Origin of the sequence: Thiemannella venezuelensis, assembly GCF_014203605.1 — a bacterium.
In the GTDB taxonomy this organism is placed as follows: Bacteria; Actinomycetota; Actinomycetes; order Streptosporangiales; family Streptosporangiaceae; genus Planomonospora_A; species Planomonospora_A venezuelensis.
This window is the reverse complement of sequence record NZ_JACHJJ010000008.1, coordinates 247,750-262,544: the sequence shown is the minus strand read 5'-3', so window position 1 is coordinate 262,544 and position 14,795 is coordinate 247,750. Positions and strand designations below refer to the sequence as shown.

Here is a 14,795-nt window from a genome sequence, read left to right as displayed (position 1 = left end):
GGCCGCCGAGATCGCGGTGTCCGCCAACGAGATCCGCCGCCTGTTCGCGTCGCTGACCCGGCCACCACTCGATGAGCAGCACATCCGCCACTGGTCGGCATGGCGGCTACGTCACCAGAGCCGTGCCCGACGATCCCACTACCAGCGACAACGACTCAGAGATCGATAAGTGCGGCTGGAGCACTAGGAATGTCCTGGCCGCACTCGGTGCGCACGATGGGTGAATGCTCAGATTCGCGTTCGCAGGTCGGGTGTCCACCGAGGACCTGCAAGATTCCACGACCTCGAAACAGTGGCAACGCGCCCGCGCCGAAAATGAACCGCGCCGAGTTTCGATCCGGTCATTCGTAGTGGGTGCGGCAGGCGACGATCTGGACGGTGTCGGCTTCGACGGCGTAGACGATGCGATGTTCGGTGGTGATGCGGCGTGACCAGAAGCCTGCCAGGTTCTGCCGAAGGGGCTCGGGTTTGCCGATGCCTTCGTAGCCGTTGCGGCAGATGTCTTCGATCAGCCGGTTCAGCCGTTTGAGGGTCGCGCGGTCGTTCTGCTGCCACCAGAGGTAGTCGTCCCAGGCCTCCGGTGTGAAGAGGATCTTCACTCGGCTTCCTGGCCGCCGTCTTCGATGAGTTCATGCGGCTGGGCCTGGCCGACGCGCAGGCTCTGGATGGACGCGGCGAGATGGCGGGCGTTGGCGGGAATGCCGAGGAGGAACGCCGTCTCCTTCAGGGACTCGTACTCGCGCAGGCTGATCACGACGGCGGGTTCGCGGTTGGGTCGGGTCACCACGATCTCGTCGAGATCTTCGGTGACCCGGTCCAGGGCCGCTGCCAGGTTCGAGCGGAACTCGCTCGCGGACATCGGGTGCATTACACCTCCCCCTCCTGAAAAGAGTACGTAATCATGTACATCGATTGCAAGGCTGGCTGCGGACGTTCCGAGATCATGAGCCGTCCCAGTGCCGGTGCCGCCATAGCCATACCAGTGCCAGGCCGCGGGGTCCGGACGATAGTACGGCTGAATGCCGAAGAGCCCGCTCCGGAGAGCGAGCTCTTCATGGGTAATCCTGTGTCCGAGGGGGGACTTGAACCCCCACGCCCCGCAAAGGGCACTAGCACCTCAAGCTAGCGCGTCTGCCATTCCGCCACCCGGACTTGGTGCCTGCACGAAGGACCGTCATCCGTCGTCGGCGGACCTAGGTTAGCAAACCTTTGAGCCCACGTCATATCGGTAACCGCCGAGGTCCGGCGGGGATGTCGGGAAGGTCCCGGCGACGGCAGGATGGAGGGCGCAAGCCGTACCAAACCGAAGGAGTCGACATGACCGCGCTCAATGGTGAGGACGAGGTCGTCGAGCTGTGCCGTGACCTGATCCGGATCGACTCGACCAACGCGGGCGACAACGCGGGCCCCGGCGAGCGGGCCGCCGCCGAGTACGTCGCGGAGAAGCTGGCCGAGGTCGGCCTGGAGCCGCAGATCCTGGAGTCGGACGACCGCCGGGCGAACGTGGTCGCGCGCATCGCGGGGGAGGACTCCTCCCGCGACGCGCTGCTCCTCCACGGGCATCTCGACGTCGTCCCCTTCAACGCCGCCGACTGGACCCACCACCCGCTCAGCGGGGAGATCGCCGACGACTGCGTCTGGGGGCGCGGCGCGGTCGACATGAAGGACATGGACGCGATGATCCTCGCGGTCGTCCGGCAGCGGCTCAGCCAGGGGCGCCGCCCGCCGCGGGACGTCGTGCTGGCGTTCACCGCCGACGAGGAGGCCGGCGGCGCGTACGGCGCGCAATGGCTGTCCGACAAGCACCCCGAGTTGTTCGAGGGCTGCACCGAGGCGATCGGCGAGGTCGGCGGGTTCAGCGTCTCCATCGACGAGGCGCGCAGGCTCTACCTCATCGAGACGGCCGAGAAGGGCATCGCCTGGATGCGCCTGACCGCCCACGGCCGGGCCGGGCACGGCTCCATGCTCAACAGCGAGAACGCCGTCACGGAGCTGGCCGAGGCGGTCGGCCGGATCGGGCGCTACGAGTGGCCGGTACGGCTGACGCAGACGGTGCGGACCTTCCTCACCGAGGTCTCCGGGGCGCTGGAGCTGGAGCTCGACCCCGACGACGCCGAGGCGACCGTGGCCAAGCTCGGCCCGCTGGCCCGGATGATCGGCGCCACGCTCCGCAACACCGCCAACCCCACCATGCTGGCGGGCGGGTACAAGGCCAACGTCATCCCGCAGACCGCGACCGCGCACGTGGACGGGCGGTTCCTGCCCGGGTACGAGGACGAGTTCTTCGAGACGATCGACGAGCTGCTCGGGCCCAACGTGACCAGGGAGTTCGTCTACCACGACATCGCGATCGAGACCGGGTTCGACGGGCCGCTGGTGCGGGCGATGGCCGACGCGCTCGCCGCCGAGGACCCGGGCGCGCTGGCGGTGCCGTACACGCTCTCGGGCGGGACGGACCTGAAGGCCTTCAGCCGGCTGGGCATGCGCGGGTTCGGGTTCGCGCCGCTGCGGCTCCCCGCCGACTTGGACTTCTCCGGCATGTTCCATGGGGTGGACGAGCGGGTGCCGGTCGATTCGCTCCGGTTCGGGGTCCGGGTCCTTGACCGCTTCCTGGACGGCTGCTGAGACGTTCTCCGGAAATCCATTGCACTGACGCGACGTAGTGCTAACGTAACTCTCCGTTGAGAGGCGGGGCCGTGCTCATACGGCCCGCCAGGAGCTTCGGGAGGTCACGTGGCACGCATGCCGTACGGACGGTGGGGGGCTCTCACGCCCGCCCCCGTCCGGCGCGTGCCCGTGGCCGCCTCCGTCGACGGCGCGACCTTCACCCGGGACGACCGGATGGCGCGGTTCGCGGCCGGTGCCCGGCGGATCGTCACGCGAGCCCTCGCGATCGGCGGCATGATCGCCGCAGGATGGCTGCTCGCCGTCGTCTTCGGACTCATCGGTGCCGCTCCGGCGACCGCGGGCACCACCGCGGTGACAGGACCGGCCCATGCTGGCACTCTCGACGAGACCGCCTCCGAGCCGGCCTTCCGGGCCGGTGATTTCCCCACGGAGAGCGGTCAGTTCTCGGCGGCGGGAAATGCCGAGGCCATGGCCGGGCGAGGAGTCGACGGGCTCACCAGCCAGTCGGGTCCCGGTCTCCCGGTTCCCTCCACCGCCGACCACAGCGCTGGCGCCAATGGATTCGTGCCCCAGACCGGCGGTGGAACCGGCCCCTTCGGGCCGGGTGTCGGGGATGTCGCACGCTTCGTCTATGACCCGCAGCTGGGAGCGCAGTGCGCTCCGCGGGCGTGCGTGCTCCCCCCTGTCGTCCGCACAGCGGCGGACGACCCCTCTTTCTCTCCTGACTGATCCCGCCCTGTAGACCGGCCTCGTTCCCACGCCGAACCGGCCGGTCACGCGGAGCGTGCCGTGGACCCGTCGTCCACCGGAGCCGTTCCGCGGCGCGGGTGATGAGCAAGTCCATTCTCGTGACGTCGTCGAGGCGCCCGCTGTGCGGCCTCCCGTCGAGACCTCGCATGCCTCCGAACGCTGCGCACGAGATGTCAGGTCCCCCCAAGAGCTACAAGGAGTTACGAAACATGCGTACGTGGGTTAAGAACGCGAGCCCCGCCGCACTGCTCGCCCTGGGTGTCATGTCCCTGGGCGGCGGTACGGCCTTCGCCGACACCGACGGCAGCCACTCGATCGGCGGCGGCAACCAGGTCAACCTCCCGATCACCCTGCCGATCGACATCAGCGGCAACGGACTCGCGGTTCTGGGCGAGACCGAGGCGAGCTCCCGGGGCGGCGCCTCGGTCGAGCAGAGCGGCGGCGGGAGCGGCGCGGGCGGCAACCGCACCGACGGCCGCCACTCGATCCTGGGCGGCAACCAGGTGGTCGCCCCGATCACGGCCCCGATCAACGCCTGCGGCAACGCGGTCGCGATCTTCGGTGAGTCCGAGGCCGGCTGCAAGGGCGGCGCCGAGGTCAAGCAGTCCGGCAAGGGCGGTGCGGGTGGGAACACCACCTCGGGCCGCGGCTCCATCCTGGGCGGCAACCAGGTGGTCGCCCCGATCACCGCTCCGATCAACGCCTGCGGCAACGCGGTCGCGATCTTCGGTGAGTCCGAGGCCGGCTGCAAGGGCGGCGCCGAGGTCAAGCAGTCCGGCAAGGGCAGGGGCGGCGCGGGCGGCAACCGCACCGACGGCCGCTTCAGCATCGGCGGCGGGAACCAGGTGGTGGCCCCCATCACCGCCCCGCTGAACATCTGCGGCAACTCGGTCGCGGTCCTGGGTGAGGCGTTCGCCGGCTGCAAGGGCGGTGCCTCGGTCACCGACGGCGGGCCCGGCCACGGCAAGCCCGGCCACGGCTACCACGGCAAGCACGGCAAGCACGGCTGGGGCTCCGGCGGTGCGGGCGGGAACACCACCTCGGGCCGCGGCTCGATCCTGGGCGGCAACCAGGTGGTCGCCCCGATCACCGCTCCGATCAACGTGTGCGGCAACGCGGTCGGCAACGCCGAGGCGGGCTGCAAGGGCGGCGCCTCCGTCACCGGCGGCGGCAAGGGCGCGGGCGGCAACCGCACCGACGGCCGCGGCTCGATCCTGGGCGGCAACCAGGTGGTCGCCCCGATCACCGCTCCGATCAACGTGTGCGGCAACGCGGTGGCCATCCTGGGTGACTCCGCGGCCGGCTGCCTCGGCGGCGCGCACGTCGGCTCCTCCGGGCACGGACACGGGCACGGCCACTGGGACAAGAAGGCCGGCAAGCACAAGACCAGCGGCATGCTGCCCGCGCTGCCCGTCGTCCCGGCGCTGAACGGCGCCGCCCAGCAGGGCCCGAGCCTGCCCGTCGTCGGCGGCGCGCAGGGCCTCACCAAGCTGCCCGCCGTCCCGGCCAGCGCCCAGGGGAACGACCAGGACGCGCGGCAGGACGCCTCCCCGCTGGCTCCCGCGACCGGCCTGCTCTCCTCCACCCCGGTCGGCGAGCTCGGCCTGATGAGCGCCGCGCAGCCCGCGGGCGTGGCCGGGATGAACTCCAGCTCGCTGCTCGCCCTGGTGTTCGGCGGTCTGGCCGCCGCCTCCGCCTCGATGTTCGCGCTCACCCGCCGGGTCCGCACCGCCAAGCGGTGACGCGCTCGAAGCTCCGGTAGGCGGTAGCACACCGGAGCAGTCAACTGAACCGAGATACCGATCAGGTCCCGCGCCGGGAGGCAGGGCGGCCGCCAGCCGTCAGGCCCGGCGCGGGACCTTCCCCGGTTCCGCCGGGGGAGACACAGACGCTCTGCCCGTCCCGGGGGCGCGGCCCGGGGCGGGCAGAGCCGTCTCCGAGGCCGCGCCCCGGAGACCGGAACGGCCCCGGACAGGCGGGAACGCCGGCCGGAAGGGCCGCGGAACTCTTCCGCTCAGGACCCGTCAGGAACGGAAGAGTTCCCGATGGGCCAGGGAAATGTCCGGGATCGGACAGGTCCCACCGGGGTCACATCGTCTTGACCGCACGTATGATCTTGCGACGCAGCCGGACGTCCCTGCGGCCGTCCGGATACAGTCTCAGACGGTCGAGCTCCCAGCCGCCGTACTCTGCGTGTTCGGTCAGCAGTTGGCGAGCCGCGTCTCTGGAGGTGCCGCGCGGAAGATGGAGAACCAAGTAGGAGTAGTCGAGCACAGCGATTAGTCTCCGAGGGGTGGGGCTGGGGGACGTCGACACTCATTGGGCTTTATTCTGCGTCCTTGCGGCTTTCCATGGGAGTGTCCCCGATCCAGATCGGGTAGCCCAGAGGGAAAGTTAACGGGGAACGAGTGCGAACAGCGAGGTAGGAAGCAGCGTGCCAGCCAAGAACGGCAACGCCGGCGGAACCCGCCTGGTGATCGTCGAGTCGCCTTCCAAGGCGAAGACCATCGCCGGGTACCTCGGCCGCGGCTACGTCGTGGAGTCCAGCATCGGGCATATTCGCGACCTCCCCCAGAAGGCCGACGACATCCCCGACAAGGACAAGACCAAGCCCTGGGCCCGTCTGGGCGTCAACGTGGACAGCGACTTCGAGCCGCTCTACGTCATCAACGCCGACAAGAGGGCGCAGGTCCAGAAGCTCCGGCAGTTGCTGAAGGACGCCGACGAACTTTACCTCGCCACCGACGAGGACCGGGAGGGCGAGGCGATCGCCTGGCACCTGCGCGAGGTCCTCAAGCCCAAGGTGCCCGTGCACCGCATGGTCTTCCACGAGATCACGCCCCGGGCGATCCAGGACGCGGTGGCCAACCCGCGCGACCTGAACCTGCGGCTGGTCGACGCCCAGGAGACCCGGCGCATCCTCGACCGCCTCTACGGCTACGAGGTCAGCCCGGTCCTGTGGAAGAAGGTCAAGCCGAGGCTGTCCGCCGGCCGCGTGCAGTCGGTGGCGACCCGGCTGGTCGTGGAGCGCGAGCGCGAGCGCCTGGCGTTCACCAGCGCGAGCTACTGGGACCTGCAGGCGCTGTTCGACACCGGCCGCGACGAGCTCCCCCGCGAGTTCACCGCCATGCTGACCGGGGTGGGCGGCAGGCGGGTCGCCCAGGGCCGCGACTTCGCGAGCAACGGCACGCTGAAGAACGCCGACGTGCTCCACCTGGACGAGCAGGCCGCCCGCGCCCTGGCCGGCCGGCTGGCCGGTACGGCGTACGCGGTCGTCTCCGTCGAGCGCAAGCCGTACACCCGCAAGCCCTACGCGCCGTTCCGGACGACCACGCTGCAGCAGGAGGCCAGCCGGAAGCTGGGCTTCTCCGCGAAGTCGACCATGCAGGTCGCCCAGCGCCTCTACGAGAACGGCTTCATCACCTACATGCGGACCGACAGCATCACGCTGTCGGAGACCGCCGTGGCCGCCGCCCGCAACCAGGCGATCAAGCTGTACGGCGCGGCGTACGTGACCGACAAGCCGCGCGTCTACGCGAGCAAGGTGAAGAACGCCCAGGAGGCGCACGAGGCGATCCGCCCCTCCGGCGAGGAGTTCCGCACCCCCGGCGAGACCGGGCTGACCGGCGACATGTTCCGGCTGTACGAGCTGATCTGGCAGCGGACCGTGGCCTCCCAGATGAAGGACGCGGTCGGCGAGTCGGTCACCGTCAAGGTGGGCGGAGACTCCAGCGCGGGCGAGCGCGTCGAGTTCAGCGCCTCCGGCCGGACGATCACCTTCCACGGCTTCCTCAAGGCCTACGTCGAGGGCGCGGACGACCCGTCCACCGACCGCGACGACTCCGAGAAGCGCCTGCCCGCCCTGGCGGAGGGCGACCGGCTCACCGCGGCCGAGCTCACCGCGCTCTCGCACGCGACCAAGCCGCCCGCCCGCTACACCGAGGCCTCGCTCATCAAGGAGCTGGAGGACCGGGAGATCGGCCGCCCGTCGACCTACGCCTCGATCATCGGCACGATCCTCGACCGCGGGTACGTCTTCAAGAAGGGCACCGCGCTGGTCCCGTCCTTCCTGGCGTTCGCGGTGGTCAACCTGCTGGAGCAGCACTTCGGCCACCTCGTCGACTACGACTTCACCGCCGACATGGAGAAGGTCCTCGACGACATCGCCAACGACCGGGCGGAGCGGGTGCCGGAGCTGCGCCGCTTCTACTTCGGCGAGGAGGGCGACGAGGGCCTGAAGGAGCTGGTCACCGACCTCGGGGAGATCGACGCCAAGGAGATCAGCTCCTTCCCGATCCGGGGCACCGACATCATGATCCGGGTCGGCCGCTACGGCCCCTACCTGGACCGGGACGGCTCCCGGGTGAACATCCCCGAGGACCTGGCCCCGGACGAGCTGACCGCCGAGATGGCCGAGGAGCTGCTCTCGCGCCCGACCGGCGACCGCGAACTGGGCCGCGACCCGGTCACCGGGCACATGATCATCGCGAGGGACGGCCGCTACGGGCCGTACGTCACGGAGATCCTGCCCGAGGAGGCCCCGCCCGCCGAGGGCACGGCGAAGAAGCGGACGAAGAAGGCCGACGCGCCCAAGCCGAGGATCGAGTCGCTGTTCAAGGCGATGACCCTGGACACCGTCACGCTGGAGGACGCCCTCCGGCTGCTCTCGCTGCCGCGGCTCGTGGGGGAGATCGACGGCGAGGAGGTCAGGGCGCACAACGGCAAGTTCGGGCCCTACATCAAGAAGGGCACCGACTCGCGGTCGCTCGCCTCGGAGGAGGACCTGCTCACGGTCACCATCGAGCAGGCCAGGGAGCTGTTCGCGCAGCCGAAGGTCCGGGGCCGCCGCGCCGCCGCGCCGCCCCTGCGCGAGCTGGGCGAGGACCCGGTCTCGAAGAAGCCGATCGTGGTCAAGGAAGGCCGGTTCGGGCCGTACGTGACCGACGGCGAGACCAACGCCTCCCTGCGCAAGGGCGACGAGGTCGAGCAGATCACCACCGAGCGGGCCGCCGAGCTCCTCGCCGACCGCCGCGCCCGCGGTCCGGCGCCGAAGAAGGCGCGGACCACCACCACCCGTGCCAAGAGCACCACCGCCAAGAGCACCGGAACGAAGAGCGCCGCCGCCAAGAGCACCGGAGCGAAGAGCGCGGGCACCAAGAGCACCCGGGCCAAAGCCTGAGAACCCTCTCAGTCCTGCGGGAACGCATCCGCCGCTCCCGGCGTTCTCTCCAGACGCCGGGAGCGGCGGGCGTGCGCGCCCCGGCGTCCTCCTGAAAGCGCGCCGGGCGCGGCAGGCGTCGCACGAGAGGTGAATGGTGGCGGTCGTGGGGTTCGTGGCACTGGTCTTCGGCGTGGCGGTGCTGATCCACTACTACCTCTGGCGCCGCCTGGTCCGGGCCACCACCCTGCCCGGCAGGAGCCGCCGGGTGCTGACCCGGGTCCTGATCGGCCTGGGCGCACTCGTGCCGGTGACCCTCATCGGCTCCCGCACGGAGTGGGGCCACTTCCTGGCCTGGCCGGGTTTCTTCTGGATCGCGGTCATGTTCTACCTGCTGGTGTTCCTGGTGGTCCTGGAGATCCCCCGGGCCCTGGCCCTGCTCGTCCTGCGCCGCTCGGAGCGCCGCCGCCAGGCCGCCCCGCGCCCGGTCGGCCGCGGCGGGCTCCGCACCCCCGATCCGGTCTCCGCCGTCCCCGTTCCCGACCCGGCCCACTCCATGTCCGCCTCCGGGGGCCCTTCCGCTCCCGGCGCCCCGGCGGGCCCCGGAGCCGAGGCCGGGGGAGACGACCGCGCCCGGGGCCGCGCGGGTTCCGGGACGCCGGAAGCGGACGGGCTCCCGGAGCCGGCGGGTTCTCCGGAGCTGATCGGGCGCAGGCTGTTCATCGCCCGTACGGCCGCGGCCGTCGCCGGCGTCGGCGCGCTCGCCACGGTCGGCTCCGGCATCCGGACGGCGCTCGGCGACCCGGTGATCGAACGGGTCGCGGTCGCGCTGCCCCGGCTCGACCCGCGCCTGTCCGGCCTGCGCTTCGCGGTGGTCAGCGACATCCACCTCGGCCCGCTCACCGGTCTCAAGCACACCGAGCGCATCGTGCGGATGATCAACTCGCTCGAGGCCGACGTGGTCGCGGTCGTCGGCGACCTGGTCGACGGCACGGTGGCCGAGCTCGGGCCGCTCGCCCGCCCGCTGGCGGACCTCGAATCCCGTTACGGCACCTACTTCGTCACCGGCAACCACGAGTACTACACCGCCAACGGCCCCGGGGAGTGGATCGAGGAGCTCCGCGAGCTGGGCGTCCGGCCCCTGGAGAACGAGCGGGTCGAGATCTCCCACGCGGGGGCCGTGCTCGACCTGGCAGGGGTCAACGACGTCACCGGCGCCACCGCCGGCGCGGCGCCCGACTTCGAGCGGGCGCTCGGCGGGCGGGACCGCTCCCGCTCCACGGTCCTCCTGGCCCACCAGCCGGTCCAGGCGCCGGAGGCGGCCCGCTACGGCGTGGACCTCCAGCTGTCCGGTCACACCCACGGCGGGCAGATGGTCCCGTTCAACCTGGTCGTCCCGTTGCAGCAGCCGGTCGTCGCGGGGCTCGGCGAGGTGGACGGCACCCAGGTCTACGTCACCCGCGGCGCGGGCTTCTGGGGCCCGCCGGTCCGGGTCGGCGCGCCCCCGGAGATCACCCTCCTCGAACTCCGCGCCTGACCGCCTCCGGTGCCCCGGGGCACCGGAGGGCTCCTTCCGCCTGCTGCCTGCGGAGGACATGAACGCCGTACTACTCTCATGCGACGAGCAGCCGGACATATCCGTCTGGCCGGTGTATTCCCCCGTCCGGCGAGCACCTGGATACGCTGACACCATGACCTCCCCTGGCCGGAGCACCGCACGCCGCAAGCCCCCCCACGTGCTGGCCAACGCTCCGTTCCGCAAGCTGTGGACGGCCATGTCGGTGTGCAGTCTCGGCGACTGGCTGAACCTCCTGGCGCTGACCGCCCTGGCGGGCAACCTCACCGCCGGGCAGGGCTACCAGTCCCAGAGCCTGGCCATCGGCGGCGTCTTCGTCGTGAAGATGCTCCCTGCCATCCTGCTGGGCCCGCTCGCGGGCGCGTTCGCCGACCGGTTCGACCGGCGGCTGACGATGTTCGGCGCCGACCTGCTGCGGTTCGCGCTGGTGCTCTCCATCCCGCTGACGGACGCCGACTACCAGTGGCTGCTCGTCGCCACGTTCCTGGTGGAGTGCGTCAACCTGTTCTGGGTCCCGGCCAAGGACGCCACGGTGCCGAACCTGGTCCCCAAGGAGCGGCTGGAGGAGGCCAACCAGCTCAACCTGCTGGTCACGTACGGCACCGCCCCGGTCGCGGCACTGCTGTTCGCCGTGCTCTCGGTCGCCGGCGACGCCCTGGGCAGGCTGCTGCCGTACTTCGCCGAGCGCGACACCTACCTCGCCCTGGTCGTCAACGCCGTCGCGTACCTGATCTCGGCGTTCCTCATCTTCACGCTCAGGGACATCCCGGCGCGGGGCGCCGCCGCGGCCGCCGCGCCGTCGGTGCTGCGGCAGATCGTCGAGGGCTGGCGGTTCGTCGGCGGCGACCGGCTGATCCGGGGCCTGGTCATCGGCATGCTCGGCGCGTTCGCCGCGGGCGGCGCGGTGGTCGGCGTGGCCAAGATCTACGTGCAGGAGCTCGGCGGCGGAGACGCGGCCTACGGCGTGGTGTTCGGAGCGGTCTTCGTCGGCATGGCCTCCGGCATGTTCCTGGGGCCCCGGCTGCTGAAGGAGCTGTCGAGGCGGCGGCTGTTCGGCCTCTCGATCACCGCGGCCGGGCTGGTGCTCGCCGCGGTCGCGGTCATCCACAACCTGGTCGTCGTCGTCCTGCTGACGGTGATGCTCGGGGCGTGCGCCGGGATCTCCTGGATCATCGGCTACACCATGATCGGGCTGGAGGTGGACGACGGCCTGCGGGGCCGTACGTTCTCCTTCCTGCAGTCGCTCGCCCGGGTCACCCTGCTGCTGGTGGTCGCGGCCGCGCCGGTGCTGGCGGGCCTCTTCGGCAAGCGCGAGATCAGGATCGGCCGGGAGCCGGTCTACGAGTTCAACGGCTCCCACCTGGTGCTGCTGGCCGGCGCGCTGCTCGCGATCGGCGTCGGCCTGCTGGCCCTCCGGCACATGGACGACCGCAGGGGCGCCTCGATCGCCGCCGACCTGCTCGCCGCGGTCCGCGGCGTACGGCCCGCGCCCGGGGACGGCGCCGAGCCGCCGCACGGGGTCTTCGTCGCGTTCGAGGGCGGCGAAGGATCGGGGAAGACCACCCAGTCGCGGCTGCTCGCGATCTGGCTCCGCGACCAGGGCTTCGACGTGGTGCAGACCCGGGAACCCGGATCGACCAAGGTGGGCATGCGGCTGCGGGCGATCCTGCTGGACGCCGTGCACCAGGGCCTGTCGGCGCGCTCCGAGGCGCTGCTGTACGCCGCCGACCGGGCCGAGCACGTGGAGAAGGTCATCCTCCCGGCGCTCTACCGGGGGGCGATGGTGATCTCCGACCGGTACGTCGACTCCTCCCTCGCCTACCAGGGCGCGGGACGGGCGCTGGAGCAGGACGACGTCGCGAAGATCAACGCCTGGGCCACCGGCGGGCTGGTGCCCGAGCTGACCGTGCTCATCGACACCCCGCCCGCGATCGGGCTGACCCGGCTGGGCGGGGCCGCCGACCGGATCGAGTCCGAGCCGCTGGAGTTCCACGAGCGGGTGCGCCGCGAGTTCCGCGCGCTGGCCGCCGCGGACCCCGGCCGCTACGTGGTGGTCGACGGCACCCTGCCCCAGGAGGAGATCTCCCGGCTCATCCAGGACCGGGTCCGCGAGATCCTGCCCGACCCGGTGCCGCAGGAGTCCGAGGACGTCACCGGGACCATGCCCGCCATCCGCGACTGACGCCGGCCGTCGGGTGACCGGTGCCGGAACGGCCGTCCGCGACCGACCCCGGCGGTCCCGGCGGTAGGTTGGACGCCGTGGGAGTCTTTGATGACCTGGTGGGCCAGGAGCGCGCGGCGGAGACTCTCCGCCGGGCCGCCGCCGGGGCGGCGGAGCTGCTGGCCGGCGGCCCGGGAACGGGGATGACCCACGCGTGGCTGTTCACCGGCCCGCCCGGCTCCGGGCGGGAGGAGGCGGCGCGGGCGTTCGCCGCCGCGCTGTTCTGCCCCGACCGGGGGTGCGGCCACTGCGACATGTGCCACCAGGTGATGGTCGGCTCCCACCCGGACCTGGAGACCGTCCGCCCGCAGGGCCTCTCCTACGGGGTGAAGGACACCCGGCAGCTCATCCTCCGCGCCGCGGGGGCGCCGACGCTGGGCCGCTGGCGGGTGGTCCTGTTCGAGGACGCCGACCGGGCCACCGAGGGCGCCTCGAACGCGCTGCTCAAGGCGATCGAGGAGCCGCCGCCGCGGACGGTCTGGCTGCTCTGCGCGCCCTCCCCCGACGACATGATGATCACCATCAGGTCCCGGTGCCGGGTGGTCACGCTCGTCACCCCGTCCGCCGCCGCCGTCGCCCACGTGCTGGCCACCCGCGAGAACGTGCCGCCGGACATGGCCGAGTTCGCCGCCAGGGCGGCGCAGGGCCACCTCGGCCGGGCCCGGAGGCTGGCCCTGGACGCCGAGGCGCGCGGACGGCGTGAGGCGGTGCTGGCCATCCCCGCCTCGCTCACCGGGGTCGGTGAGTGCGTGGCGGCGGCCGAGCGGCTGGTGAAGACCGCCGAGGACGAGGCCGCCGCGGTCACCGCGGCGCTGAACGAGTCGGAGACCGCCGAGCTGCGCAAGGTCTACGGCGAGGGGTCCACCGGCAAGGGGCTCAGCCGGGGCCTGATCCGCGGCGGGGCGGGAGCGCTCAAGGACCTGGAGGACCGGCAGAAGTCCCGGGCCACCCGGACCAAGCGCGACGTCATCGACGCGGCCCTGCTCGACCTGGTGGCGTTCTACCGCGACGTGCTGGCCGTGCAGTTCGGCGCGGCCGTGGAGCTGGCCGGTGCGGACCGCCGGGCCGACCTCGACGCGCTGGCCCGCTCGTCCGCGCCGGAGGAGACGCTGCGCAGGATCGACGCGATCATGCTGTGCCGGCGGAGGCTGGCGGCCAACGTCAACCCGCAGATGGCCGTCGAGGCCATGACCCTCTCCCTGCGCAGGCCCTGACCCTCTTCCTCGCGACTACTCGATCACCAGGTTGACGGGGACGTTGCCGCGGGTGGCGTTGGAGTAGGGGCAGACCTGGTGGGTGGCCTCGACGAGCTCGCGGCCGGCCTCCGGGGACAGGCCGTCGGGCAGCTCGACGCGCAGGGTGACGTCGAGCTGGAAACCGCCCGAGCCGTTGGCGCCGAGGCCGACCTCGGCGGTGACCGACGCCTCGGAGGCGTCGATCTTCTTCTTGCCCGCCACGAGCCGGAGGGCGCTGGCGAAGCAGGCGGCGTAGCCGGCGGCGAAGAGCTGCTCGGGGTTGGTGCCGTCGCCGTTCCCGCCGAGCTCCTTCGGCGGGGCCAGCTTGACGTCCAGCCTGCCGTCGGAGGTGACGGCGCGGCCGTCGCGGCCGGCGGCGGTGGCGATGGCGGTGTAGAGGCTCATGTCCTGCCCTTCTTTGCAGACAGACCTGTCTGTCTTGTTGATGGCCCGATCGTAGACAGATCTGTCTGGTACCGTCAAGGGGTGAGCGCAGAAACGCTGGAACGCCGCCGCGAGAGCCCCGCCCGCGCGCGCATCCTCGACACCGCCACGCGCCTGTTCTACGCCGAGGGCGTGCATCCGGTCGGCATCGACCGGATCATCGCCGAGGCCGGTGTGGCCAAGGCGACCTTCTACCACCACTTCCCGGCCAAGGACGAGCTCGTCCGCGCCTACCTGGAGGCGGAGCACGGACGCCAGCGGGCCGCCGCCGAGATGCTGCGGGCCGCCTCGGCCGGGCCGCGCGAGGCGCTGCTGAGCCTCTTCGACCATCTGGGGGAGACCGGCGCGGGCCCCATGTTCCGCGGCTGCCCCTTCACCAACGCCGCGGCCGAGTACCCCGACCCCGCGCATCCGGTGCGCAGGACCGTCGCCGGATACCGCCGCTGGAGCCGCGAGCTCTTCCGCGACCTGCTGGCCGGCTGCGGCCACCCCGACCCGGAGGGGACCTCCGCCATCCTCATGATGATCCGCGACGGCATCGTCGTGGGCAGCGACCTCGACGACCCGGACGCGCTGCGCCCCCTCGTCCGCGACGCCGCGGTGCGTGTGCTGGACGCCCCGGTACCGCCCGCCTGACCCGCCCCGCGAGGAGGACCGTCCGTGATCGGACGGTCCTTTTCCGTGTTTTCTCGGCTAATGGAACCAATCCCGGTTAATCCCCCTCAAAGGTCTTGGGTAGATCGTTAGAATTCACAGCGAAATTCGACCTATTCGTTACAAATG

General features: G+C 71.5%; 12 protein-coding genes, 1 tRNA gene and 1 pseudogene. 9 read left to right on the top strand and 5 right to left on the bottom strand.

The window, feature by feature from the left end; all coding sequences use genetic code 11:
* Nucleotides 1–169: pseudogene (locus FHS22_RS39610) on the top strand (IS701 family transposase); the annotation flags it as partial.
* Between the two features lie 172 nt (nucleotides 170–341).
* Here the strand turns inward: FHS22_RS39610 and FHS22_RS15020 are convergent.
* From FHS22_RS15020 to FHS22_RS15010, 3 genes are all read right to left on the bottom strand, one after another.
* On the bottom strand, nucleotides 342–599 hold the full coding sequence (locus FHS22_RS15020) for a Txe/YoeB family addiction module toxin (protein ID WP_184942092.1): 258 nt from the start codon (nucleotides 597–599) through the stop codon (nucleotides 342–344).
* On the bottom strand, nucleotides 596–859 hold the full coding sequence (locus FHS22_RS15015) for a type II toxin-antitoxin system Phd/YefM family antitoxin (RefSeq protein ID WP_338047757.1): 264 nt from the start codon (nucleotides 857–859) through the stop codon (nucleotides 596–598). The genes FHS22_RS15020 and FHS22_RS15015 overlap by 4 nt, the downstream gene beginning before the upstream one ends.
* Before the next feature lie 208 nt (nucleotides 860–1,067).
* Nucleotides 1,068–1,152 (bottom strand) — tRNA-Leu (locus FHS22_RS15010).
* A 165-nt stretch (nucleotides 1,153–1,317) separates the two neighbouring features.
* Between FHS22_RS15010 and FHS22_RS15005 the strand changes: the two genes are divergently transcribed.
* From FHS22_RS15005 to FHS22_RS38040, 3 genes are all read left to right on the top strand, one after another.
* Nucleotides 1,318–2,625: a M20/M25/M40 family metallo-hydrolase gene (locus FHS22_RS15005; RefSeq protein ID WP_184942088.1), complete on the top strand. Its 1,308-nt coding sequence runs from the start codon at nucleotides 1,318–1,320 to the stop codon at nucleotides 2,623–2,625.
* Nucleotides 2,626–2,742: 117 nt separating this feature from the next.
* The gene (locus FHS22_RS15000) at nucleotides 2,743–3,357 is read left to right on the top strand and encodes a hypothetical protein (protein WP_221473681.1); all 615 of its coding nucleotides are present in this window, start codon (nucleotides 2,743–2,745) and stop codon (nucleotides 3,355–3,357) included.
* A gap of 230 nt (nucleotides 3,358–3,587) precedes the next feature.
* Nucleotides 3,588–5,120: a chaplin family protein gene (locus FHS22_RS38040; RefSeq protein WP_184942084.1), complete on the top strand. Its 1,533-nt coding sequence runs from the start codon at nucleotides 3,588–3,590 to the stop codon at nucleotides 5,118–5,120.
* 346 nt (nucleotides 5,121–5,466) lie between these two features.
* Here FHS22_RS38040 and FHS22_RS14990 read toward each other — a convergent pair whose 3' ends face one another.
* Nucleotides 5,467–5,652 (bottom strand): DUF5703 family protein, encoded by a 186-nt coding sequence (locus FHS22_RS14990; RefSeq protein ID WP_184942083.1) that lies wholly within the window; start codon nucleotides 5,650–5,652, stop codon nucleotides 5,467–5,469.
* Between the two features lie 160 nt (nucleotides 5,653–5,812).
* Here FHS22_RS14990 and topA point away from each other — a divergent pair, with 160 nt between their 5' ends.
* The 4 genes from topA (at nucleotide 5,813) to FHS22_RS14970 (ending at nucleotide 13,547) form a co-directional block, all read left to right on the top strand.
* Nucleotides 5,813–8,557, top strand: a complete 2,745-nt coding sequence (gene topA / locus FHS22_RS14985) for a type I DNA topoisomerase (RefSeq protein ID WP_184942081.1) — start codon at nucleotides 5,813–5,815, stop codon at nucleotides 8,555–8,557.
* Nucleotides 8,558–8,702: 145 nt separating this feature from the next.
* Nucleotides 8,703–10,073 carry a metallophosphoesterase gene (locus FHS22_RS14980; protein ID WP_338047756.1) on the top strand — a complete coding sequence of 457 codons (1,371 nt, stop codon included), beginning with the start codon at nucleotides 8,703–8,705 and terminating at the stop codon, nucleotides 10,071–10,073.
* Between the two features lie 154 nt (nucleotides 10,074–10,227).
* Nucleotides 10,228–12,294, top strand: coding sequence for a dTMP kinase (gene tmk, locus FHS22_RS14975; protein WP_184942077.1), 2,067 nt, complete (start codon nucleotides 10,228–10,230; stop codon nucleotides 12,292–12,294).
* A 77-nt stretch (nucleotides 12,295–12,371) separates the two neighbouring features.
* Nucleotides 12,372–13,547 carry a DNA polymerase III subunit delta' gene (locus tag FHS22_RS14970; RefSeq protein WP_184942075.1) on the top strand — a complete coding sequence of 392 codons (1,176 nt, stop codon included), beginning with the start codon at nucleotides 12,372–12,374 and terminating at the stop codon, nucleotides 13,545–13,547.
* A 15-nt stretch (nucleotides 13,548–13,562) separates the two neighbouring features.
* Here FHS22_RS14970 and FHS22_RS14965 read toward each other — a convergent pair whose 3' ends face one another.
* Nucleotides 13,563–13,973 (bottom strand): organic hydroperoxide resistance protein, encoded by a 411-nt coding sequence (locus FHS22_RS14965; RefSeq protein ID WP_184942073.1) that lies wholly within the window; start codon nucleotides 13,971–13,973, stop codon nucleotides 13,563–13,565.
* An 81-nt stretch (nucleotides 13,974–14,054) separates the two neighbouring features.
* Between FHS22_RS14965 and FHS22_RS14960 the strand changes: the two genes are divergently transcribed.
* A complete protein-coding gene (locus tag FHS22_RS14960) occupies nucleotides 14,055–14,648 on the top strand; it encodes a TetR/AcrR family transcriptional regulator (protein ID WP_221473645.1) in 594 nt (197 codons plus the stop codon).
* The last annotated feature ends 147 nt before the right edge of the window (nucleotides 14,649–14,795 follow it).

Bases quoted from the DNA above. Each gene is read 5' to 3' on its own strand.
- FHS22_RS15015 (WP_338047757.1), bottom strand. From the start codon at position 859: ATGTCCGCGAGCGAGTTCCGCTCGAACCTGGCAGCGGCCCTGGACCGG.
- FHS22_RS15005 (WP_184942088.1), top strand. From the start codon at position 1,318: ATGACCGCGCTCAATGGTGAGGACGAGGTCGTCGAGCTGTGCCGTGAC.
- FHS22_RS15000 (WP_221473681.1), top strand. From the start codon at position 2,743: ATGCCGTACGGACGGTGGGGGGCTCTCACGCCCGCCCCCGTCCGGCGC.
- FHS22_RS38040 (WP_184942084.1), top strand. From the start codon at position 3,588: ATGCGTACGTGGGTTAAGAACGCGAGCCCCGCCGCACTGCTCGCCCTG.
- tmk (WP_184942077.1), top strand. From the start codon at position 10,228: ATGACCTCCCCTGGCCGGAGCACCGCACGCCGCAAGCCCCCCCACGTG.
- FHS22_RS14965 (WP_184942073.1), bottom strand. From the start codon at position 13,973: ATGAGCCTCTACACCGCCATCGCCACCGCCGCCGGCCGCGACGGCCGC.